This window comes from Mycobacterium alsense, from assembly GCF_002086635.1.
Taxonomy (GTDB): Bacteria; Actinomycetota; Actinomycetes; order Mycobacteriales; family Mycobacteriaceae; genus Mycobacterium; species Mycobacterium alsense.
In genome coordinates this window covers 1-20,419 of record NZ_MVHD01000070.1, presented here as the reverse complement: position 1 = coordinate 20,419, position 20,419 = coordinate 1, and the positions used below count along the sequence as shown (strand labels likewise).

At 71.0% G+C, this 20,419-nt stretch carries 23 protein-coding genes and 2 pseudogenes; 14 read left to right on the top strand and 11 right to left on the bottom strand.

Annotation, left to right across the window (positions count from 1 at the left end; all coding sequences use genetic code 11):
- Positions 1-163: 163 nt before the first annotated feature.
- From phtC to BST11_RS24610, 5 genes are read right to left on the bottom strand one after another with little or no spacing between them, the layout of a single operon-like run.
- Positions 164-883: a 3,4-dihydroxyphthalate decarboxylase gene (gene phtC, locus BST11_RS24630; protein ID WP_083140859.1), complete on the bottom strand. Its 720-nt coding sequence runs from the start codon at positions 881-883 to the stop codon at positions 164-166.
- Positions 880-1,674 (bottom strand): 3-(cis-5,6-dihydroxycyclohexa-1,3-dien-1-yl)propanoate dehydrogenase, encoded by a 795-nt coding sequence (gene hcaB / locus BST11_RS24625; RefSeq protein ID WP_083140858.1) that lies wholly within the window; start codon positions 1,672-1,674, stop codon positions 880-882. The genes phtC and hcaB overlap by 4 nt, the downstream gene beginning before the upstream one ends.
- Complete coding sequence (locus BST11_RS24620) at positions 1,671-1,901, bottom strand: dihydrodiol dehydrogenase (RefSeq protein ID WP_083140857.1); 231 nt, start codon at positions 1,899-1,901, stop codon at positions 1,671-1,673. The genes hcaB and BST11_RS24620 overlap by 4 nt, the downstream gene beginning before the upstream one ends.
- Entirely contained in the window at positions 1,898-2,425 is a 528-nt protein-coding gene (locus tag BST11_RS24615) for a 3-phenylpropionate/cinnamic acid dioxygenase subunit beta (RefSeq protein WP_083140856.1), read from the bottom strand. Before BST11_RS24615 ends, BST11_RS24620 begins: the two co-directional genes overlap by 4 nt.
- Positions 2,422-3,702, bottom strand: a complete 1,281-nt coding sequence (locus BST11_RS24610; RefSeq protein ID WP_083140855.1) for an aromatic ring-hydroxylating dioxygenase subunit alpha — start codon at positions 3,700-3,702, stop codon at positions 2,422-2,424. The genes BST11_RS24615 and BST11_RS24610 overlap by 4 nt, the downstream gene beginning before the upstream one ends.
- A gap of 233 nt (positions 3,703-3,935) precedes the next feature.
- Between BST11_RS24610 and BST11_RS28755 the strand changes: the two are divergent.
- The 5 genes and pseudogenes from BST11_RS28755 to BST11_RS24585 form a co-directional block, all read left to right on the top strand.
- A pseudogene (locus BST11_RS28755) lies at positions 3,936-4,049 on the top strand (Rieske 2Fe-2S domain-containing protein); the annotation flags it as partial.
- A 148-nt stretch (positions 4,050-4,197) separates the two neighbouring features.
- On the top strand, positions 4,198-4,956 hold the full coding sequence (gene pcaH, locus BST11_RS24600; protein ID WP_083140853.1) for a protocatechuate 3,4-dioxygenase subunit beta: 759 nt from the start codon (positions 4,198-4,200) through the stop codon (positions 4,954-4,956).
- A complete protein-coding gene (gene pcaG, locus BST11_RS24595; protein WP_083140852.1) occupies positions 4,949-5,512 on the top strand; it encodes a protocatechuate 3,4-dioxygenase subunit alpha in 564 nt (187 codons plus the stop codon). Before pcaH ends, pcaG begins: the two co-directional genes overlap by 8 nt.
- The gene (locus tag BST11_RS24590) at positions 5,509-6,735 is read left to right on the top strand and encodes a lyase family protein (protein ID WP_083140851.1); all 1,227 of its coding nucleotides are present in this window, start codon (positions 5,509-5,511) and stop codon (positions 6,733-6,735) included. The genes pcaG and BST11_RS24590 overlap by 4 nt, the downstream gene beginning before the upstream one ends.
- 311 nt (positions 6,736-7,046) lie before the next feature.
- The gene (locus BST11_RS24585; protein ID WP_083140850.1) at positions 7,047-8,309 is read left to right on the top strand and encodes a TetR/AcrR family transcriptional regulator; all 1,263 of its coding nucleotides are present in this window, start codon (positions 7,047-7,049) and stop codon (positions 8,307-8,309) included.
- Between the two features lie 393 nt (positions 8,310-8,702).
- On the opposite strand, the gene BST11_RS24580 is transcribed toward BST11_RS24585, so the two are convergent.
- The 3 genes from BST11_RS24580 to BST11_RS24570 form a co-directional block, all read right to left on the bottom strand.
- Entirely contained in the window at positions 8,703-8,921 is a 219-nt protein-coding gene (locus tag BST11_RS24580) for a hypothetical protein (RefSeq protein ID WP_083140849.1), read from the bottom strand.
- A gap of 144 nt (positions 8,922-9,065) precedes the next feature.
- On the bottom strand, positions 9,066-9,899 hold the full coding sequence (locus BST11_RS24575; protein ID WP_083140848.1) for a class I SAM-dependent methyltransferase: 834 nt from the start codon (positions 9,897-9,899) through the stop codon (positions 9,066-9,068).
- Positions 9,899-10,501 carry a DUF2249 domain-containing protein gene (locus BST11_RS24570; RefSeq protein WP_083140847.1) on the bottom strand — a complete coding sequence of 201 codons (603 nt, stop codon included), beginning with the start codon at positions 10,499-10,501 and terminating at the stop codon, positions 9,899-9,901. The genes BST11_RS24575 and BST11_RS24570 overlap by 1 nt, the downstream gene beginning before the upstream one ends.
- Positions 10,502-10,554: 53 nt before the next feature.
- Here BST11_RS24570 and fdxA point away from each other — a divergent pair, with 53 nt between their 5' ends.
- The 6 genes from fdxA (at position 10,555) to BST11_RS24540 (ending at position 14,426) form a co-directional block, all read left to right on the top strand.
- On the top strand, positions 10,555-10,911 hold the full coding sequence (fdxA, locus tag BST11_RS24565) for a ferredoxin (RefSeq protein ID WP_083140846.1): 357 nt from the start codon (positions 10,555-10,557) through the stop codon (positions 10,909-10,911).
- On the top strand, positions 10,908-11,588 hold the full coding sequence (locus BST11_RS24560) for a helix-turn-helix transcriptional regulator (RefSeq protein WP_083140845.1): 681 nt from the start codon (positions 10,908-10,910) through the stop codon (positions 11,586-11,588). Before fdxA ends, BST11_RS24560 begins: the two co-directional genes overlap by 4 nt.
- The gene (locus BST11_RS24555) at positions 11,585-12,010 is read left to right on the top strand and encodes a hypothetical protein (protein WP_083140844.1); all 426 of its coding nucleotides are present in this window, start codon (positions 11,585-11,587) and stop codon (positions 12,008-12,010) included. Before BST11_RS24560 ends, BST11_RS24555 begins: the two co-directional genes overlap by 4 nt.
- Positions 12,011-12,055: 45 nt before the next feature.
- Entirely contained in the window at positions 12,056-12,403 is a 348-nt protein-coding gene (locus BST11_RS24550; protein WP_083140843.1) for a cupin domain-containing protein, read from the top strand.
- A 4-nt stretch (positions 12,404-12,407) separates the two neighbouring features.
- Positions 12,408-13,349, top strand: coding sequence for an NAD(P)H-dependent flavin oxidoreductase (locus BST11_RS24545; protein WP_083140842.1), 942 nt, complete (start codon positions 12,408-12,410; stop codon positions 13,347-13,349).
- A gap of 105 nt (positions 13,350-13,454) precedes the next feature.
- Complete coding sequence (locus BST11_RS24540) at positions 13,455-14,426, top strand: IS481 family transposase (RefSeq protein ID WP_083140841.1); 972 nt, start codon at positions 13,455-13,457, stop codon at positions 14,424-14,426.
- Positions 14,427-14,429: 3 nt separating this feature from the next.
- Here BST11_RS24540 and BST11_RS24535 read toward each other — a convergent pair whose 3' ends face one another.
- A complete protein-coding gene (locus tag BST11_RS24535) occupies positions 14,430-15,158 on the bottom strand; it encodes a helix-turn-helix transcriptional regulator (RefSeq protein WP_083140840.1) in 729 nt (242 codons plus the stop codon).
- 89 nt (positions 15,159-15,247) lie between these two features.
- On the opposite strand from BST11_RS24535, the gene BST11_RS24530 reads away from it, so the two are divergent.
- Positions 15,248-15,703, top strand: coding sequence for an Rv2617c family stress response/phage resistance protein (locus BST11_RS24530; protein ID WP_083140839.1), 456 nt, complete (start codon positions 15,248-15,250; stop codon positions 15,701-15,703).
- On the opposite strand, the gene BST11_RS24525 is transcribed toward BST11_RS24530, so the two are convergent.
- Complete coding sequence (locus BST11_RS24525) at positions 15,685-16,197, bottom strand: DUF1990 domain-containing protein (RefSeq protein WP_083140838.1); 513 nt, start codon at positions 16,195-16,197, stop codon at positions 15,685-15,687. The two genes, BST11_RS24530 and BST11_RS24525, sit on opposite strands and share 19 nt — an antisense overlap.
- Before the next feature lie 57 nt (positions 16,198-16,254).
- On the opposite strand from BST11_RS24525, the gene BST11_RS24520 reads away from it, so the two are divergent.
- The gene (locus BST11_RS24520) at positions 16,255-17,133 is read left to right on the top strand and encodes an aldo/keto reductase (RefSeq protein WP_083140837.1); all 879 of its coding nucleotides are present in this window, start codon (positions 16,255-16,257) and stop codon (positions 17,131-17,133) included.
- On the opposite strand, the gene BST11_RS24515 is transcribed toward BST11_RS24520, so the two are convergent.
- Positions 17,130-19,685 carry an ATP-binding protein gene (locus tag BST11_RS24515; RefSeq protein WP_083140836.1) on the bottom strand — a complete coding sequence of 852 codons (2,556 nt, stop codon included), beginning with the start codon at positions 19,683-19,685 and terminating at the stop codon, positions 17,130-17,132. The two genes, BST11_RS24520 and BST11_RS24515, sit on opposite strands and share 4 nt — an antisense overlap.
- Positions 19,686-19,914: 229 nt before the next feature.
- Here BST11_RS24515 and BST11_RS24510 point away from each other — a divergent pair.
- Positions 19,915-20,419 (top strand): annotated as a pseudogene (locus BST11_RS24510) (PE family protein); the annotation flags it as partial.

Below are 20,419 nucleotides of genomic sequence, written 5' to 3'. Positions count from 1 at the left end.
GGGCGGGCATCGCCGGCACCGCCGGAGGCGGCGGTACGGGCGGCAGCGGGGGCGGCGGGGTCAACGGCGGCGGTGCCGGCACCCCGGGCATGGGGCTGACGCAGAACGGAAACACCGGCACGGCCGGTACCCCGGGTACCGACGGCTCACAGGGTCAGGACGGCTAATCGCCCAGCCGGGTGACCTCGTGCCGCCAGGCCGCGTCGATATTGAAGCCGGATCCCAAGTCCGGCAGGTCATCCCAGTCGCGTTCGTCGATGTCGCGCAGCGCGCCGCCGGCCGCGCGCACCTGCAACGACATGCGCGCCAGCTCGTTCAGGCTGATCGCCTGCAGCACGGCCTGCTGAATAGTGTCGGCGGCGCTGGTGATTCCGTGCCCGCGACAGATCACCACCGGGCCGGCGCCCATCGCCGCCACCATCTGTTTGCCGAGCGCGGAGTTGCGGATGAGCACGGCGCGTTGGTAAACAGGCACGCCGCCGCGCGCGAGCCACGCGCCGGGGATGTCGTAGGCGCCGTAGATCGGCCGGATTGTGATGCCGGCCAGGTCCGCGGCGACGACGGCCGGCGGGTGCAGGTGCGCGACGGCCCGGTGCGCCGGGTTGGCCAGCAGGGTTTCGACGTGGATGGCCAGCTCGTTGGGGACGCGGTAGCCGTCGAGTTCACCTGCGGCACCGGCGGTTCCGTCGAACGCGACGAGCCGGATATCGCCGGGACGGGTGAACGCGACCCCGGTGTCGGTGTCGCTGCGGCAGCGCACCAGCAGGCGCTCGTCGTCCACGCGCAGGCTCAGGTGACCGAGGATGCCGTCCACCAGGCCACGCGCCGCCGCGACGCGGCAGCCCTGAGCCACGAGCGCGCGCAGCTCGTCGAGTTCCGTCATCGTGGCGCTCCCAGCCCGAATCCCCCATCGGGGCGGACGGTTTCCCCGGTGATGCCGCGCGACCGATCGGATGCCAGGAACACATAGCTCCACGCGTGGTCCTCGCCGGTGAGCGCCAGGTTCAGCGGGGTGCGCGCCGCCAGGTCGCGCGCCCGGTGGGGGCTGTCGTCGAGTCGCACCCCGTCCAGTCCCAGGCTGGCCAGGCCGCGCAGGTCGGTGTGCAGCGTGCCGCCCGGCGCCACCCCGTTGACGCGGACACCCGGCGCGAGTTCGTGCGCGAGCGCCGAAACCAGCCCCCGCACGGCGAATTTCGACGACACGTACAGCGCGCCGCCGCGCCCGGGCTGGAACGATGACGTGGATTCGGTCAGCACGATCGACGACCCGGCCTGAGCTTGTAGCACGGGGAGGGCGGCTTTGACGGACTGCAGGTGGGACAGCACGTTGGTGCGGAACATCTCGTCGAACGCGGCTTCGAGGGCGTCGGCATCGATCTCGCCGATGCCCCGGTAGAAGTCGAAGACGCCGACGCAGTTGACCAGGGTGTCCAGCCCGCCCAGGGCGTCCACGGCGGCGGCGACGGCGACGTCGTTCGCCTCGCGGGTGACGGCGTCGCCCTCGACCACCGGCACATCGGCCAACTCCCGTCGCAGCCGGGCGCACTTGGCCGAATCCCGTTCCAGCACGGCGACTTTGGCGCCCTCGGCGCGGAAGGCGTCGACGACGGCCCGGCCGATCCCGGAGCCGGCGCCCACGACGAGCGCGCGCTTGCCCCGAAGCCAGCCCGTCATGACCGGGGCTCACCCTCGTCGGGCAGCAGCGGGCCCTCGGAATTGCCGACCATGGCCGCCAGCGTACGGGTGTTCTGTCGCGTCAGGGCCTCCAGTTCGAGCGCGTCCAGGCTGATCGACCGGCCGGTGCGCGGCGCGGTGATCTCTAGCCGCGATCCGTTTCGGGTATCGATCCGGCGCACCTCGACCTCGGCGAATTCGTTGGCCACCGTCACCGGTTCGCTCATAGGAACACCGCCAGGTTCTGCATCCGCAGCACCGATTCGTCGACAAAGATCGTGCGGCGGGCCAGCTTCCAGCAAGAACCATTCCAGCGCAGCAGGTCCTCGCGGCCGCAGGACACCAGCGCGCTCTCGTTGACGTCGCCGCGGCTGCGGAAGAGCAGCTCGGCGGACTCGACACGCAGGTGCTCGTCGTCTTCGACGAACGTGCGCACGTTGGTGATGAAGTGTCGCAGCCGCGACGGCGGATCCTCGGTCCAGGCGTGCTCGGTGGCGAACCGCGCGACGCGCTGGGTCAGCGAGTACTTGTCCTCGTCGAAGTGCGCCATCCCCGGCCCCCTGCCCGAAGAGGTGTCCAACCCGGCGCCCCGCGCGGTGGTGACCCGCACCGGCATCACGTAGTGGACGTCGTCGGTCAGCGTGTCCAGCCACGCCCCGTACTCCTGGGCGTCCAGCAGGTAGGCCTCGTCGACGAGGAACTGGTGCGCCTGCAGGTGCCGGATGTCGTTAAACGGCAAGGGGTTTCTCATGATAGGTACTCCGCCCACAGCTTCAGCAGCGCGCGCTGGTTGTGTTCGTTGTAGCCGACCTGGGCGCGTCCCGGCCCGTGGAACGACTCGGCCGGCAGCGCCTCGACGACGGGGGTGTCGTCGGGCAGCAACCCCATCCGGCTGTTGAGCAGCAGCCGTCGCGCCATCGCGCCGCCGGCGGTGGTGGTCAAGGACACCCAGTTCTCGACGTCGTCCTGCTCGAACATGCCGGTGGAACCGAAGCACATCAGATAGGCCCGGTACGAATCCCGTTTGTACTGCGGGGGAGCGGCGGAGTCCACCGCGAACCACGAGCACACCTCGGTCTCGCGCTCGCTGATCGGCTGCCACAGCCGGATCGAGATGAACGGCAGCACCTGGTCACTGTGCGGCAGCTTCGGCCAGTTGTGCACGAAGCTCAGGTTCGGGAAGCAGGTGGCCGCCGAGATCATGAAGCCGTCCTCGCCGACCACGCGCTGCTGCCGCGGCGACCATGCGTCCTTGATCCGGCCGATCATCTCGTCGGGGTAGCCGACGTAGCGCATCCGCTCGTCGAAGTCGCCCGGCGGAAGCTTATAGGTGGTGCCGCCGCCCCGGCCCGCCCAGTAGGTGGCACCGTCCTTGCGCTTCTGGGCTTTTGGCTCCCGGAACAGGCCGATGTCGACGATCGACGCGTGCGTGTGCGGCGTGTGGTACATGTCGCCGGCGAAATTCTCGGCGCCGATCTTCCAGTTCGCCCTGATCCGCCAGCGCTGCGGCCCCCGCACCTCCAGGCCGGTGGCGCTCTGCTTGGTGTAGAAGTCGAGGTAGAACCTGAAGTCGCCCAGGAAGTCCTCCAGCGGGTCGGCGGCCGGGTCCAGGCTGACGAACATCAGGCCGTTGTAGCTGGCGAAATTCGGTGCGGGAAGCAAACTTTGGCCACCGCGGGGGAGCCCGTCCTCGCCGCCGTAGGCCTCGCGGTGAAACGGCAGCCCGGTGAGCCGGCCGTCGTTGCGGTACGTCCAGCCGTGGTACGGGCAGCGGAAGTTGGACGCGTTGCCCATCTCGGCGCGGCACACCTGCATCCCGCGATGCAGGCACATGTTGAACAGGGCCCGCACCTGTCCCCGCGAGTCGCGGGTGATGATGAACGAATCGTCGAGGACGCGGCGCACCACGTAGTCGCCCTCGTGGGGGAGCTCAGATTCGTGGCCCACGAACGTCCACGCCCGGGCAAACAGGCGCTCCCTCTCGAGCGCGAACAGGTCCGCGTCGTTGTAGATGTGCGCGGGGATCATCCCCCGCCGAACATGCTCGAAGACGTCTATGACGGTGACTCTATCTGCTCTACAGAAATATATTCCGCTAAGTAGAATCCCGCACTCACCGCGCCCGGTCAATGCCCGCGGCGCTGTTGACACACCTATGGCGCGAGTGCGAAGTAACAGGGCTATTATCTCCGGATTTGCGGAGGCCTGGATCGGTTGCGGGAACTCGACCGCCGATTGGTGCCGGCCATCGGGCGGCAAGAGTGGCCGGCATCGGCTCGGCGATCACCGGCACCACCGATTGGCAGCACGCCCACGAGGCCGACCGTCGCGCCGGGCTGGTGAACCTGGCCGCCACCGCGCCCTACGCGCCGTCCCGGGCGACGCCGAGCTCGAGGCGCTGGGCACCAACATGGCCGCCGAGATGGAGCAATACCGCGGCTCCGCGCTGCACCGGATCCGCACCACGGGGCGCGCGGCGCTGGTGCGCGGTCTGTAGCGCGACGCGGAGTAGCGTCTCGGCTCATGGACGCCGGGCATGTCGCTTCCCAGGGTGACATCACGGCGGAGATCGCCGCCTACCGGCGCGCGGGCGGCGACACGGGGAACACAGCGGAACCGCGGCTCGACTACACGCCCTACCGCAGCAGCGCCCTGCGCCATCCGAAACAGCCGCTGCTGCTGGTGGATCCCGAGGAGATCGAACGCAATGGGCCCTGCTTCGGCGGCGAGGACGTCGACCCGCGGGACGCCGACCTGACGGCCGGACGGCACGGCGAGGCGCTGGGCGAGCGCATCATCGTGGCGGGGCGCGTGCTCGACGACGCCGGCCGGCCGGTCGCGGGCCAGCTGGTCGAGATCTGGCAGGCCAACGCCGCCGGCCGCTACCGCCACCCGGTCGACCAGCACCCGGCCCCGCTCGATCCGAACTTCACCGGCGCCGGCCGCTGCCTCACCGGACCCGACGGATCGTATCGGTTCACGACCATCAAGCCCGGCCCCTACCCGTGGCGCAACCATCACAACGCCTGGCGCCCGGCCCACATCCACTTCTCGGTCTTCGGAACGGCTTTCACGCAGCGGCTGGTCACCCAGATGTACTTCCCGGGCGACCCGCTGTTCGACCTGGACCCGATCTTCCAGTCGATCCTCGACCCCGCCGCCCGCCGGCGGCTGATCGCGCGCTACGACCACGACCTCACCCAGCCGGAGTACGCGACAGGCTACCGCTGGGACGTCGTGCTCTGCGGCGGCCGGCGCACCTGGACCGACGGCGATGCCTGAATTCGCTTGCACCCCAGCCCAAACGGTGGGTCCGTTTTTGGGCCTCGGGCTGCCCTATCCCGGTGGCGGCGACCTGGTCGGCGCCGGGCACCCGCGGGCCGTCCGGCTGCACGGCACCGTCTTCGACGGCGCTGGCGACGCGGTCCCCGACGCGCTGATCGAAATCTGGCAGCCCGACGGCGCGGGGCGTATACCGCGACAGCCCGGATCCCTGCGGCGCGGCGCGACGGCGTTCACCGGCTGGGGAAGGTCGGCGACCGGCCCCGCCGGGCGCTACGGGTTCACCACGGTGGTGCCCGGTGCGGCCGGACCAGGGCGGGCGCCGTTCTTCGCCGTCACCGTCTTCGCGCGCGGATTGCTGAATCGGCTGTTCACCCGCGCCTACCTGCCGGGCGCGGACCCCGACGCCGACCCCATGCTGGCCGCCATCGACCCCGCGCGACGCGCCACGCTGCTATGCGTCGCCGAAAACGGCGGCGCCGGATACCGTTTCGACATCCACCTGCAGGGGCCGAACGAGACCGTGTTCCTGACCTACCGGGACGACCGGCGATGACCAACCTGCTGTGGCCCGGCGACGAGCGGGCGGGGGAGCACCTGACGGACGGGGCGCTGCTGCGGGCGATGGTTGCCGTGGAGTCCGCCTGGCTGGGCGCACTGGCCGCCGCCGGCCTGGCACCCGCCGAATGCGCCGGCGCCGACCTGTCGAACCTGGTGGGCGACGGCGACCGCGAGGCGCTCGCGGCGGCCGCCGAGGGCGGCGGCAACCCGGTCATCGGCCTGGCCGAACTGTTGCGCGGACGGGCCGCCCCGACCGTCGCCGCGTGGATCCACCGCGGACTGACCAGCCAGGACGTGCTGGACACCGCCCTGATGCTGGCCGTGCGCGGCGTCGCCGACCACCTCAGAGACCAACTCGCGCAACAGATTTCCACCCTCTCCGCCCTGGCCGCGGCCCATCGCGCCACGCCGATGGTGGCCCGCACCCTGACCCAGCACGCGGCCCCCACCACGTTCGGCGCCAAGGTCGCGGGCTGGCTGGACGGCGTCGTCGACGCGCTGGAGCGGCTCGACGCGCTGGTCACCCCGATCCAGATCGGCGGCGCCGCCGGGACGCGGGCCGCCACCACCGAACTGGCGTCGCTGCTCAAGAACGCGGCGGATCCCGCGGGGGTGTCCGAACGCCTGGTCGCGGGCGCCGCAACCGCTTTGGGCCTGCCTGCCCGGTCGCCGTGGCACACCACCCGTACCCCGGTCACCGCGGCCGGCGACGCGTTCGTCGGGTGCACCGACGCCTGGGGCCGCATCGCCTCCGACGTGGTCACCCTGGCCCGACCGGAGATCGGCGAACTGGGCGAGCCCGGCGGCGAGCACCGGGGCGGGTCGTCGTCGATGCCGCACAAGCGCAATCCGGTGTTGTCCATCCTGATCCGGCGGGCGGCCATCGCGGCGCCGCAACTGGCGGCGACGCTGCACACCGCAGCCGCGCTGGCCCACGACGAGCGGCCCGACGGCGCGTGGCACGCCGAATGGGACACGCTGCGCACGCTGGCGCGCCGCACCGTCGTCGCGGCATCCCAGTGCGCCGAGCTGCTCTCCGGGCTGCGGGTGAATTCGGCGCGGATGGCCGAAAACCTCGGCATAACAGACGTTTACGGGGAACAGCGCGCGATCGCCGAACTTGCGGGCAAGCCCGGATCGGGGACCTACTTCGGCGCCGTCGACCGCCTGGTCGACGAGAGCCTGGGCCGGGCCCGGCGCGCGCTCGACCGCCGTTAGGCCAGGTCAGGGCCGAGCTCCAGTCAATGCCCAGGGCGTCGCGGAATGCCGGAGCCAGCAACCCGGCCGGGAGAAATTTGACCAGCGGCCGAAACGGGAACGTGTGAAGCGTTTCACAGCAAAGTGTTTCGGCGCAGGCACTATGTAAATGACCGTTCGGTGGACTATGTTGTGTGCAGTCAATGCGAATTCTCGGCCTTTCCACTGGCCGCTCGGGGGTTTGGAAAAGGGCCAAGGCGGCAGGGGCGGACGATGTTGACCGAAGCGACGCCGGAGCCCCGGGCGACCGCGACAGCGATACGGTGATGGCTATGTCGCCCGCCACCCGCTCGGCAGCGAGCCAGGTAAAGCGGCGCCCGAAGGACCGCAAAATCCAGATCGCTCGCGCCGCCACCGACGCCTTCAGCGAATTGGGCTACCACGCGGTCAGCATGGAGAACATCGCGGCGCGGGTAGGGATCTCGGCCGCGGCGCTGTATCGGCATTCGCAGGGCAAATACGATCTGTTCCGGGACGTTCTGCTGGCGCTCGGCCAGCAGCTCGTCGACGCGACCGCCTTCGCCGACGACGTCCCCGCGGACACCGATCCCGAGGAAGCGCTCGCCGCGGTGATCCGCGCCCTCATCGACGCGACGATCGTCAACCGCACCGCCGGCGGCCTGTATCGGTGGGAGGGCCGCTACCTGCGCGGTGACGACCAGCGCGCGCACGCCGAACAGATCAAGCTGCTCAACCGCCGCGTGCAGCGGCCGCTGATCAAGCTGCGGCCGAAGCTGACGTCGCGTCAGCGCTGGACGCTGTCGGCGGCCGCGTTGAGTGTCATCGGCAGCATCACCGACCATCGTTCCCGGCTGGGCAACGCGGCCGTCAGGCGCACCCTGCACGACATCGTGGTCGCGGTGTTGAGCGCCGATGTGCCGGCGCGGCGCAACAGCGGTCCGGAAGCGCCGCGGCCGCCCGCGATCGCGGCCGCCGGCAGCTACGAACTGCTGCTGCACGAATCGATGCGCTTGTTCAACGAGCGCGGGTACCGCGAGACCGGAATGGAAGACATCGCCGCCGCGGTCGGCATGCCGGTCGCCGGCATCTACCAATACTTCCCGGGCAAGGCGGCGATGTTGGCGGTCTCGTATCGGCGCGCCGCCGACCAACTCTCGGGCGACCTGTCGACCATCCTGGCCACCGGCGGCGACCCCGAGCAGGCGCTCGCCCGCCTCATCGACGCCTACGTCGAACGGTCGTTGGCCAGCCCCGAACCGGCCTGCGTCTACTACACCGAGCGGCACAACCTGGCTGAAACGGACGCCGTGCTGCTGTACAACATTCAGCGCTCGACCGTCGAATCCTGGGCGCGCCTGGCCGTGGCGGCGCGGCCGGAGCTGACGCTCGGCCAGGCGCGGTACGCCGTACACGCCGCGTTCGCCCTCGCCGTCGACATCGGACGACTCGTGCATCCCAGCACCGACCGGCCCGCGCGCACCACGGTGCGCCGCCTGATGGAGATCACCGTGCTGGGGCGGCCCGCCACCGCGCCGCACCATTCGCCGCGGACCGGCGCCGGCCGCCGTCTGTGAGCCAATCCGCTTCTCGCGCAAACCTTCTCCGAAGGCCGCGCAATCCCTACCGTTCACGCCGAATAGCCATTGACATAGTTCGCAACCGATCCGCGCGGAAAGGCCGGCTTCATGCTCAGCAGAATTCGCCGACTGCTGGACTACGAGTTGGCACCCCCTACTGACCGTCGGGGTGATCTGGTCGTGCACGCACACCCAACATCTGCACACCACGCGCGGCGCGGACCTGCCAGCGGGAGGAACTGTGCGGGAGGGAGATTCGACGGCGGCTGGTGCGCAGCTGCCGGCGCGCAGCGGCTGGCGCATCACCGCTTCGCATGCGAAGGGAAGCTCTACCGCTCGGTTGCCCTGGACTCTTTCGGGCCCGCTACCCGCCGGTGGTCGTCCTGCGCGCTAGCCCGAGTGCCGGGTCAGGATGCGGTCGAGGACCATGGTCGACAGGTCGCCGTCGTCGGCGACGCGGGAGAAGCCGCTGCGCCGCAGGAAGGCGTCGAGGCGCCGGTCGGGTGACCAGCCGGCGTAGATGGGACCGAGATAGCCGGAGCGCAGGAATTCGCATGCGAGGTCGTCGACGTCAGCATCGCTCAATAACAACGGTGGGTTTGAACCCATAACCGTCATGCTCCTTCGTTCAGCCGCAACCGCCGCAGACAAGTTACGTCAGACGTAGTCATTATCGCGTAACGCACAGATTGCGGAAAGGGCCCAAAGGCATCGAAATCGCGAAATTTCCGGGGCGGGCCCTTCCGCCGCGTGTTAGCCGCGGGCGGCGGGCTTGCGGGCGACGATCGCCACCGCGGCGAGTTGCTTGCGATGCCGGCGGAACGTGCGGCGCATCGTCAGCACGCGCTTGCGGGCGTCGCGGTGGGCGAGCATGTTCCTGGCGAACCGCAACGCGCCGAGAAACCCCTCGTCGGCGACGAGGCGCCGCGGCTGCAGCAGGGCCATCGGCGCGGTGGCGACCCGGTCGACCACCAAACCGTGGTCGGCGAGCAATCGCGACCATTCCGCCACCGTCAGCGGCCTGGCGTTCACCTTGATCGCGCGGGCCAGCGACCGCCGGATGTCGGTGCTCACCTCCTCCGGCACGCTGTCGGGCGTGAGGGCCAGTTCGTGGATCGCGTAGCGGCCGCCCGGGCGCAGCACGCGCGCCGCCTCGGCGACGATGGCGCGCTTGGCCTCGTCGCCCTGCATGCTCAGCATCGCCTCGCCGATCACCACGTCGCTGCTGGCGTCGGGCAAGCCGGTGGCCGCGGCGTCGGTGACGCGGACCGCGCCGTTCTCCGCCCCCAACCCGGTGAGCACGCCGCGGACCACGTCGGCCGCGTCGGGGTCGGCCTCGGCCCCGACGTAGGACCGCGGGCCGCGGGCGAGGATCTCGGTGGCCGTGCGGCCCAGGCCCGGCGCCAGCTCCACCACGTCGGCGCCGGCCACCCCGGCGCCGGCCAACAGCGTGTGGGTCAGTTCGACGCCGCCGGGACGCAGGACCCGTTTGCCCAGCCGCGCCAGCAGCCAGTGCCCCGCCACACTGTCGTCGGCCCGGCCGGACGACGGCAGCGGCGTCGGCGCCTGCGTCTTCTCGCCGAACATCAGACGGCCTGCCGCACCGACGACGTCGCGGTGGGCTCGAGCAGCAGCGCCTGGCGGCGTTTGTGCACGGTGAGGTAGCGCAGCCCGTCGGGGCCGGCGGAGAACTGGCGCCGCGAGCGTCGCGGCAACCACAGCAGGGCGCCGGGGAAGAGGTCGACGGTGCCCGCCTCGGTGGTCAGCCGGCCGCCGCCGGACAGCACGTGGATCAGCACGTCGAGGTCGGGCCCGGTGTGCGAGTCGATGCCGCCGCCGGCGGGCAGCGCGATGACGTTCGAGTCCAGGTCGCGCTCTTTGGCCTCGAGCTTCCACACCACGCCGGTCGCGGCGGGCTCGGTCGCGTTCGTGTCGGCCAGGACCCGCGGCAGCGGGGTGGAGGTGAGCTTGGTGATCCGGATCCGCCAGACCTCGGGGCCCTTCTCGACGTAGTCCCAGCCGTAGCTGCCGGGGTGGTCGGCGTCGAACTCGTCGCGCAGGTGGCGGGGGTCGTGATTGTTGACCAGCACGAAGGATTCGCCCACGGCCAACCCGGCGTACGCGGCGAAGGTCGTCGGATGCTTGTCGGGCTTGCGCAGCCCGCGCACGTCAAGTTCACTGTCGGCCATCAGACGTTCCCATTCCCTAGTTTTTACAATCAAGGTTGTGTAAACTCTAGCCCATGACGTACGTGATCGGAAAGCCATGCATCGACGTGATGGACCGGGCCTGCGTCGACGAGTGTCCCGTCGACTGTATCTACGAGGGCGGCCGGGCGCTCTACATCCACCCCGACGAGTGCGTCGACTGCGGCGCGTGCGAGCCGGTGTGCCCGGTGGAGGCGATCTATTACGAAGACGACCTGCCCGAGGAGCTCAGACCCTACCTGGCCGATAATGAGGCGTTCTTCACCGAAGTCCTGCCCGGTCGCGACGAGCCGTTGGGGTCGCCCGGCGGGGCCGCCAAGGTCGGTCCCCTCGGCGTCGACACGCCTCTGGTCGCCTCGGCGCCCAGGGCCGAGGAGACCGAAGGAGAGTGAGCGGCATTACGTCAGACGGAGAAACCACCGGCCGCCGTCGCCGGGAGGTCCTGCGGCTGCTGCGGTCGTCGCCCGAGCCGATGAGCATCGTCGAGATCGCCGCGGAACTCGGTGTGCATCCCAACACCGTGCGATTCCACCTCGAGGGCCTGGTCGCCGACCGCCAGGTGGAACATGTCGCCCACGGGCGCAAGGGGCCCGGGCGCCCGCCGCTGATGTTCGCCGCGATCCGGCAGATGGATCGCGGCGGGACGCGTCAGTACCGGCTCCTCGCCGAGATCCTGACCATGGCGCTGGCCGCCGACCGTGACCCGCGCGCCAAGGCGATGGCCGCGGGGCGGGCGTGGGGGCGAAACCTGGAATCCCACGCCTCCAACACCGAGGCGTCGGGGCCCGCGAGCGCCGAGGACGCCATCGACCAGCTGGTCGATGTGCTCGACGACCTCGGGTTCGCCCCGGAGCGCCGGACGTCCGACGGCGAACAGCTGGTCGGGTTGCGCCATTGCCCGTTCCTGGAACTGGCCGAAACCGGCGGCTCGGTCGTGTGCCCCATCCACCTCGGGCTGATGCAGGGCGCCCTGGAGTCGTGGGAGGCACCGGTCTCCGTCGACCGGCTCGACGCGTTCGTCGAACCGGATCTGTGCCTTGCCCACCTCACCCCGGCAGCCGCCGGGTGAGCGCCGGACCGGCGATCGCCACCGCGGTCGCCTTCGTCTGGCTCGGCATGGTGCTGGCCATTTCGTTCCTCGAGGCCCCGCTGAAATTCCGCGCGCCCAACGTGACCCTGCAGATCGGGCTGGGCATCGGGCGCCTGGTCTTCCGCGCGCTCAACACCGTCGAGGTCGTCTTCGCGCTCGTCGTCGCGGCGATCGTGGTGTCGGGTCCGACGCCGGGGCGCATCACGGCGGCCTTCGCGGTCGCCATCGCCGCGCTGGCGATCCAGTTGGTGGCGGTTCGCCCGCGGCTGACCCGGCGCTCCGATCGCGTGCTCGCCGGCTCCGAGGGGCCGCGCTCGCACGCCCACTACGTCTATGTCGGCTTCGAGTCGGTCAAGGTCGTGGCCCTTCTCGTGGCGGGGATACTGCTATTGACCTCCTAGATCCGTGCGCTTCGCAGTGACCGTGCAACGACCGAAAGGGCCGAAATGGAATCCATCTCGCTGACCAGCCTCGCCTCCGACAAGCTGGCCGAGGCGGGCCGGTCCCACAGCGGACGCGCCGCGCACACGATCCACGGCGGTCACACCCACGAGCTTCGGCAGACCGTGCTGGCCCTGCTGGCCGGCCACGACCTCTCGGAACACGACAGCCCCGGCGAGGCCACGCTGCAGGTGCTGCAGGGTCACGTGCGCCTGACCGCCGGCGGCGACTCGTGGGACGGCAAGGCCGGCGACTACGTCGCCATCCCCCCGGAACGGCACGCCCTACACGCGGTCGAGGATTCGGTGGTCATGCTGACCGTGCTGAAGAGCCAGCCCGGCGCCTCCCACTAGCTGCATGCTGTCCACGCCCTGGTCGAGGAGTCTCGGGCTGCGGGCGCCGGTCGTCAACGCGCCCATGGGTGGGGTCGCCGGGGGCTGGCTGGCCGCAGCGGTCACCGAGGCCGGTGGGCTGGGCATGGTCGGCATGGGCAGCGACGGCACCCGCGAGGCGCTGCGGTCCCAGTTGCAGTACGTGCGTGGGAAGTTCGGTATCGGGCTGGTGGACTGGGTGATGCGCAGCCAGCCGGGGCTGCTCGAGGACGCGCTGGCCGCCGGGCCCACCCTGCTGTCGGTCAGCTTCGGCACCGACTGGTCCTGGGTCGACCAGGCCCACGACGCCGGAATCGTTGCCGTCACACAGGTTTACGACGGAATGGGCGCGCGCCGGGCGGTCGACGCCGGTGTCGACGTCGTGGTCGCCCGCGGGTCGGAGGGCGGCGGGCACGGCGAGGTGCGGCTCGGGACCCTGCCGCTGCTGGATGCCGTCCTGGACGCCGTCTCGGTGCCGGTGCTCGCGGGCGGCGGCATCGCATCGCCGCGCAGCCTGGCCGCGGTGCTGGCCGCCGGCGCCAGCGGGGCGTGGGTGGGCACGCGGCTGGCGGCGTGCCCGGAGGCGCTGACCGGCGAGGCCAGCCGCCGGGCGCTGATCGACGCCCGTGCCACCGACACGGCCGTCACCCGGGTCTTCGACGTCGCCAAGGGGCTGCCCTGGCCGGCGCGGTTCCCGGCGCGGGTGCTGGCCAACGACTTCGTCGCGCGCTGGGCGGGCCACGAGGACGCGCTCGGCCCAGCGGCGCGCGACGAGCTTGCCGCGGCGATCGCCGGCGACGATCGCCGCGTCGCGCCCGTCGACGCCGGAGAGGGCGTCGGGATGATCCGCGACGACGCGTCGGTGGCCGACGTCATCGCCGAGATGTGCACGGGCGCGGAGGCGTTGCTCTCCGGCTGGGGGGCCTAGCTGTAATGGCCAGGCAGGTTGTGAACGGCGTGGTGCACGGAAGTAGGTGAGGACCTCCGGTATCGGTGTGGTTACCACACGCACGCCGATCACCAGGAGGTCCTCGTGTCCCACGCTAATGCGTCGCTGACTCCGAAGGGGCGATTAAAACTCGCCCGGCTGATCGTCGATGACGGTTGGCCGATACGCAGGGCCGCTGAGCGCTTCCAATGCTCACCAGCGACGGCGAAGAAGTGGGCTGATCGTTACCGTATCGGTGGCGCTGCGGCGATGTTTGACCGGTCGAGCCGTCCGCACCACAGTCCCAACCAGCTGCCAGCACGCCGGGAGCGCCGGATCATCAAGCTGCGCTTTTCCCGCCGCTGGGGCGCTGATCGCATCACCGCGCATCTGCATGTGCCGCGCTCGACGGTGCAAGCGGTGCTCAAGCGCTACAAAATGCCGCTGCTGTGGCATCTAGACCAGGCCACCGGACTGCCGGTGCGCCGCCCGGTGCCGCACCGCTATGAGCATCCGGCTCCCGGAGATCTGGTGCACGTGGACATCAAAAAGCTCGGGCGCATCCCCGATGGTGGCGGGCACCGCAAGCTCGGCCGGCAGGCCGGGCGCAAAAACCGCAGCGGGATTGGCTATGCCTACCTGCACCACGCGGTCGATGACCACAGTCGGCTGGCGTACTCCGAAGAACTCGGCGACGAACGCAAGGAGACTGCCGCAGCGTTCTGGCGCAACGCCAACGCCTTCTTCGCCGAGCATGGCATCGTCGTTCGGCGTGTGCTTACCGATAACGGATCGTGTTACCGCTCAAAGTGTTTCGCCCAAGCATTAGGGGAACAGATCGTTCATAAGAAGACCCGGCCGTATCGGCCGCAGACCAACGGCAAGGTGGAACGCTTCAACCGCACCCTGACCGCCGAATGGGCCTACGCCCACGCCTACCGGTCCAACGCTGCCCGCGCAGCGGCCTACCAAGACTGGCTGCATCACTACAATCACCACCGACCCCACACAGGCATCGGAGGCATGACCCCCATCGAGCGCCTACGCGTTCACAACCTGCCCGTCAAGAACACCTAGCGCTCACCTGCCGCGGGGCGCGAGCACCACACAACAGCGATCCTGGCCGGGGCACAGCCGGGCCTCGGGTCCGTTCGGGGCCAGGGCGTCGGCCACGCCGGTGATCAACGCGTGGTTCATGGTGCAGGCCAGCTCCGTCTGTTCCTGCGCCAGCGCGTGGAACGGGCAGTTGGCGAGCTCGACCTCCACGTCACCGCCGTCGGTGAATCGGGGTTCGTAGCCGTAGCGGATCAACACCGCGACCGCGCGGTGTAGCGCGGCGGTGGCATCGGTCGAGGGCGTGGGCGCCCCGGGCCCCGAAAACGTCGTGGCGCCGATCGTCCGCCCGTAGTCGCGCGCGACCCGGTTCAGCACCTCGGCGACGGGCTCACCGGTGCCCGCCGACCGGGCGATGGCCGCCGCCATCAGCCGCCCGGCCAGCTCGTACTCGCGCTGCGGGAGGCTGACCGCGATATCGCGGCGCGCGCGGCGATACAGCTTCGAGGTGCGCCCGGCGCCGGGGCCGCTGCGGCCGGTCAGCCGTGCGTAGTCGCTTTCCAGCAGGCCCTCGGCGGTGAGCCGGTCCAGATGGAATTTGGCCTGATGGTGGGGGATCCCGACGGCGTCGGCCGCCTGCTCGCGGCCCACGGGGGCGGGTTGGCCGCAGACGTATTCGTAGAGCCGGCGGCGCACCGGATCGGCGAGCGCGCCGATCCCGGCCGCGTCCCGCCGCAGAGCGTCCCCGTCGTCCACCTGACCGCCGTTCTAACAGACAAAATGCTTGACGCTACAGTCTAGCCGATCTAACGTACAAAATATCATCTGTTAGAAAGGGAGGCACCATGACCACCAAGCAAGCCAACGCGGCCCCGGCCCTCGCCGACCAGCTCCGGGATCCCGCCTACTCGGCCTACCTCGCGCTTCGCACCGTGTTCACGATCGCGCCGATCGTCATGGGGCTGGACAAGTTCTTCAACGTCCTGACCCACCCGCACCACTGGAACATGTACCTGGCCGGCTGGATCGACGGCCTGGTGCCGGGGACCGCCGACCAGTGCATGTACCTGGTCGGCGCGATCGAGATCGTGGCCGGTCTCGTGGTGGCGTTCGCGCCGCGCCTGGGCGCCTGGGTGGTAGCGGCCTGGCTGGCCGGCATCATCATCAACCTGCTCACCGGGCCCGGCTTCTACGACGTCGCGCTGCGCGACTTCGGCCTGCTCGTCGGCGCCGTCGCGCTGGCCCGGCTGGCGCAGGGAGTGCACGACGGCCGGATCGGCGCCTACACCGCGCGCAGGTAGCGCCGGGCGATGACCCGCTGGGCCGCCCGCACCAGCGGCCCACCGGCCTTGGCCCACCACGCCGCGGGCCGCGAGAACGCCGACACCTCCGCGTAGACCGCGGAGGTGCTCGGGTCTCGGCGCACGACGAAGCGTTCCTCACCGGACTCCGGGTGGCCCGGCAGGGTGCCGTAGGCGAACCCGCGGATGTCGGGCTCGTCGATGACGTACACGACCCGGCACGGCGCGGGCAGAAAGCCCATGCGCACCACCAGCACCGCGTCGACCTCGGCGACCTCGGAGCTGGCCTGCACCCGCAGCCCCGAGCCGCGTTGCATGCCCCAGCGCATGACCGCGTCGGCGGCCTGCTCGAAACGCCGCCGGCCCGTGCCGATTTGGCGCTCGACGTGCTGGTGGTGGTACCCGGCGGGCAGCTCGCCGGCCCGATGGAAATCCAGGGTCGCGCCCACCTCGCGGTAGGTCAGCGGCAGCTCCTGAAGCGCGTCGAGATCCACCCGCTCAGCTTGCCACGCCGGGATGCGCGGCCACGGTTTCGGCGTACGGTCGTAGAGGTGACCGCTCAAACAACCCCTGCCCAAGCGTCCGGCACGTTCACCCTCGGCGGCGATTTGACCGTCAACCGACTCGGTTTCGGCGCCATGCGCATCACCGGCAAGGGCGTGTGGGGCCCGCCCGCCGACCGGGCGGAGTGCGTCCGGGTCCTGCGGCGCGCCGTCGAACTGGGCGTGAACTTCATCGACACGGCGGACTCCTACGGTCCCTACTACTCCGAGGAGATCATCCACGAGGCGCTGCACCCGTACGACGGGCTGGTGATCGCGACCAAGGCGGGGCTGCTGCGCACCGGCCCCGACATCTGGATCCCATTGGGCAATCCGGCCTACCTGCGCCAGGAATGCGAGATGAGCCTGCGCCGCCTGGGCGTCGAGACCATCGACCTGTTCCAACTGCACCGCATCGACCGGAACTATCCGCTGGCCGACCAGGTCGGCGAGCTGCTCACGCTGAAGAACGAGGGCAAGATCCGCCACATCGGCCTGTCGGAGATCGACGTCGACCAACTCGGCCAGGCCCAGCAGATCACCGAGATCGTGTCGGTGCAGAACATGTACAACCTGACGGCGCGGGACGCCGAACCGGTGCTGGACGCCGCGACCAGCCAGGGCATCGGCTTCATCCCGTGGTTCCCGCTGGCGGCCGGGCCGCTGGCCGACCCGGACGGCCCGCTGCAGCGCATCGCCGCCGAACACGACGCGACGCCGTCGCAGCTGGCGCTGGCCTGGCTGCTGAAACGTTCACCGGTGATGTTGCCGATCCCGGGGACCTCCAGCGTCGCGCACCTGGAGGAGAACGTCGCGGCCGCCGAGATCACGCTCAGCGACGAGGAGTTCGAGGCGCTGGCGGTCGCCGGGGCGCAAAAGACCGTCTAGACCCGGGGCGCTTCCTGTCCGCGGGCGTGCGCGGCGGCCTGGGTGCGGTTGGCCGCGCCGAGCTTGAGCAGGATCGAACTGACATGCGAGCCCGCGGTTTTGGGGCTGATGTGCAGCGCGGCGGCGATCTGCGCGTCGCTGCGCCCGCCGGCCAGCAGCTCGAGCACCTCGCGTTCGCGGCGGGTCAACCCGTCCGGGTCGGCCAGGGTTTCGGCGCGCCGGCCGCGAGGGGTGGGGCCGCGCAACGCGGCCAGGCGCTCCCGGGCGCGGCGGGCCGCGGGGCCGGCACCGAGGCGGCGGAACGTCTGCAACGCGGCTTGGACGGCGTCGATGTCGCCACCGAGTTGGGTGAGCGCCGTCTCGTACGGGCCGCCGCGGCGAGCCCAGGTCTCGACCGGGGCATCGGGCGCGCCGCCGGCCAGTCGTGACCAAAATCGCAGCGGTTCGACCAACCACGAATCGTCTTGGCCCGGGCGGGATTCCAGTCCCGCCTGCGCCTCGGCGAGCGCGGTGTCGTCGTCACCGGCCAGCCAGGCCGCCTCGGCGCGCGCGGCGAACACGTGCAGCCGCAACATGTTTCCCTCGGTGTGCTCGAGGGCTTCGTCCAGCAGGGTTCCCGGCCGCTCGCCGCGGCGGGCACGAATCAGCGCGAGCACGATCAGCGGCAGGACCCGGTGCAGCGGGCTCAGGGCCGTGCGGGTCAGGACCCGCTCGGCGACGAGCGCGGCGCGGGCCCAGTCGCCGCGGTACAGCCCCGTCAGCGCGTCCGCGCCGGCCACCAGCGCGGCGAACATGACCATGTCGTGGGCTTCGAAGAACGCCGCCGCCCGGGCGAGATAGTGCTGCGCGCGGTCGAGCTCGCAGCGCAGCGCGGCGGCCCAACAGGCCAGGACGCCCAGCACTCCGGCGTGTTCGGTGAGTCCCGGGTCGTCCAGTGCGTCGCGCCAGACCGCCTCCAGCTCGTCCCAGCCCGCGTTGCTGTGAAATATGCGGGCCATCGCCTGGTAGCCGCGCGCCCGGATCACGACAGCGGCGTCGCCCAGCACCATGCCGAGAGTGCGTGCCCGCGTTGCGTAATGGGCTGCGGCGGTCGGGTCGTAACCCACCGTGGTGCAGGAGTGCGCCATGTTGATCAGCGACCAGGCCAGCTGCGGGGACGGCCCGAGATCCTCGAGCAGCCGCAGCGACGCGCAGCCCGCCTCGACGGCCTCGGCGGTGCGCCCCAGCGGTTCCAGCAGGTGCGACAGCCACCGCAGGTCGTCGCCCTCTTCGAGGCGATGGCCGAGTCGGTCGCGGATGTCGATGGCCGAACGCCACGACGACACCGCGGCCGCCGCGCGCCCGCACAGGTAGCTTTCGAACGCGTGGTGCTCCAGCCAGAGCGCCTGCTGCGGGAGCGCGTCGCCTGCTCCGTGCCGCAACATCAGCTCGTACAGGTCGGCGGCCTCGGCGTGCGCGCCCAGCGCCGCGGCGTGCTCGGCCGCGGCCGGGCCGTGGTCGATCACGGCACCGTCGTCGCCCGCTTGGTGGGCGTGAAAAACCAACGGCGACAACACATCCGGGCTCACTGGCGGTTCGGCCAGCGCCGCCAGCGCGCGCTTGTGCAGCAGCCGGCGCTGGGGGTCGAGGATGCGATCCAGCGTGGCGCGCCGGGCCATCTCGTGGCGAAACCGCACCACCTCGCCCTCGGCGACCAGCACCCCCGCATCCAGGCACTCACTCAGCGCGGAGCCCGCCGCCGGGCACACCGTCTGCACCAGCGCCGCGTCGGCCCGCGGCCCGCAGACCGCGACCGTCTGCGCGGTCTCGCGCGCGGCCGCCGAGAGCCGCCCCAGCCGGCCCCAGACGGCCTCGGAGACGCTGCGCGGCAACGCATCGCGGTCCAGCGAGCCCGCGCCCGCCGCCAGCACCTCGGTGGCGTAAAACGGGTTGCCGCCGGTCAGTTCGTACAAGTCGTCGGCGTTGACGCCGCTGCCGGCGGCCAGCGTGGCCACCGCGTCGCGGCTCAGTGGCTGAAGCTTGATGCGGTTCACGGCGGCACAGGTCGCCACGTCGCCCAGCGCGAGCGACAGCGGGTGCTGGGGGTCGAACTCGTCGTCGCGGTACGACACCACCAGCAGCAGCGGCAGCGCTTCGATGCGCCGGGCGAGGAAGCGGATCAGGTCCAGGGTGGCCCCGTCGGCCCAGTGGACGTCCTCGATCGACCACACCCAGCCCCGCCCGTCCCGCAGCACCGCCAGCAGCCGCCGATACAGGGCGCCGGTGTCACCGGATTCGATCGCGGCGCCCAACGCGCCCGCCGCCGCCGGGCTCAGCCCGGCCAGCGCGTCCAGCAGCGGGCCCAGCGGGCGCGGCGCGGCCAGCGGGTCACACCAGCCCTTGAGCACCAGCACCCCGCCGTCGAGGTCCGCGGTGAATCGGGTGATCACCGCCGTCTTGCCGACGCCGGCCTCCCCGCGCAGCAATACGACACGCCCCGAGCCGCGGCGCACCGCGCGCGCCAGCCCGCTCAGCTCGGCAAGCGCCGCCCGGCGCTCCAGCAACCTGTCCACCCGCCGCCCGCTCCCGCTCGAATTCTCCGGTGCAGTCACGAACCGGCGTCGCGGAAATAGGGAAAACTCCCGATCAACCGGGCCCGTCCGGCGGCGCACACTTACGCTGCGAGCGCTCCGGGCGCGGCACGGCTACACGACCGCAACACTGGGACATGGTGCGGTCTCACTGTAGTCGCGACGCCGTCCGGGCGCTCCCATTTCGTCGGCATTTGGCGAAGGGGTCGACATGTCGGTTGTGGTTGCGGCCCCGGAGTTTTTGGCCTCCGCGGCGGCGGATTTGCAGAGCGTCGGGTCGGCGCTGAGTGCGGCGCATGTGGCCGCCGCCGGTTCGACGACCGAGGTGCTGGCGGCGGCGGCCGACGAAGTGTCCGCGGCCGTCGCGACGGCGTTCAGCGGGTACGGTCAGGCCTACCAGGCGCTCAGCGCGCATGCGGCGGCGTTTCATCAGCAGTTCGTGCAGGCGCTGAACGGCGCGGCGGGGTCGTATGGGCTGGCCGAGGCGGCCAACGCCTCGCCGTTGCAAACCGTCGAGGCCGACGTCCTCGGCGTGATCAACGCGCCGACGGAACTTCTGCTGGGGCGCCCACTGATTGGCGACGGTAACAACGGCGCGCCAGGAACCGGGCAGGCGGGTCAGTCGGGCGGCATCTTGTGGGGCAACGGCGGCAACGGCGGGTCCGGCGGGCCGGGGCAGGCGGCGGGCGGGGCGGCGACGCCGGGCTGTGGGGCAA

Excerpts from the sequence above, each read along its gene's own strand:
- phtC (WP_083140859.1), bottom strand. The coding sequence starts at position 883 with ATGACGGAACTCGACGAGCTGCGCGCGCTCGTGGCTCAGGGCTGCCGC.
- BST11_RS24550 (WP_083140843.1), top strand. The coding sequence starts at position 12,056 with ATGGAATCCATCTCGCTGACCAGCCTCGCCTCCGACAAGCTGGCCGAG.
- hcaB (WP_083140858.1), bottom strand. The coding sequence starts at position 1,674 with ATGACGGGCTGGCTTCGGGGCAAGCGCGCGCTCGTCGTGGGCGCCGGC.
- BST11_RS24545 (WP_083140842.1), top strand. The coding sequence starts at position 12,408 with ATGCTGTCCACGCCCTGGTCGAGGAGTCTCGGGCTGCGGGCGCCGGTC.
- BST11_RS24615 (WP_083140856.1), bottom strand. The coding sequence starts at position 2,425 with ATGAGAAACCCCTTGCCGTTTAACGACATCCGGCACCTGCAGGCGCAC.
- BST11_RS24570 (WP_083140847.1), bottom strand. The coding sequence starts at position 10,501 with ATGGCCGACAGTGAACTTGACGTGCGCGGGCTGCGCAAGCCCGACAAG.
- BST11_RS24620 (WP_083140857.1), bottom strand. The coding sequence starts at position 1,901 with ATGAGCGAACCGGTGACGGTGGCCAACGAATTCGCCGAGGTCGAGGTG.
- fdxA (WP_083140846.1), top strand. The coding sequence starts at position 10,555 with ATGACGTACGTGATCGGAAAGCCATGCATCGACGTGATGGACCGGGCC.
- pcaH (WP_083140853.1), top strand. The coding sequence starts at position 4,198 with ATGGACGCCGGGCATGTCGCTTCCCAGGGTGACATCACGGCGGAGATC.
- BST11_RS24575 (WP_083140848.1), bottom strand. The coding sequence starts at position 9,899 with ATGTTCGGCGAGAAGACGCAGGCGCCGACGCCGCTGCCGTCGTCCGGC.
- BST11_RS24585 (WP_083140850.1), top strand. The coding sequence starts at position 7,047 with ATGTCGCCCGCCACCCGCTCGGCAGCGAGCCAGGTAAAGCGGCGCCCG.
- BST11_RS24610 (WP_083140855.1), bottom strand. The coding sequence starts at position 3,702 with ATGATCCCCGCGCACATCTACAACGACGCGGACCTGTTCGCGCTCGAG.
- BST11_RS24530 (WP_083140839.1), top strand. The coding sequence starts at position 15,248 with ATGACCACCAAGCAAGCCAACGCGGCCCCGGCCCTCGCCGACCAGCTC.
- BST11_RS24590 (WP_083140851.1), top strand. The coding sequence starts at position 5,509 with ATGACCAACCTGCTGTGGCCCGGCGACGAGCGGGCGGGGGAGCACCTG.
- pcaG (WP_083140852.1), top strand. The coding sequence starts at position 4,949 with ATGCCTGAATTCGCTTGCACCCCAGCCCAAACGGTGGGTCCGTTTTTG.
- BST11_RS24580 (WP_083140849.1), bottom strand. The coding sequence starts at position 8,921 with ATGGGTTCAAACCCACCGTTGTTATTGAGCGATGCTGACGTCGACGAC.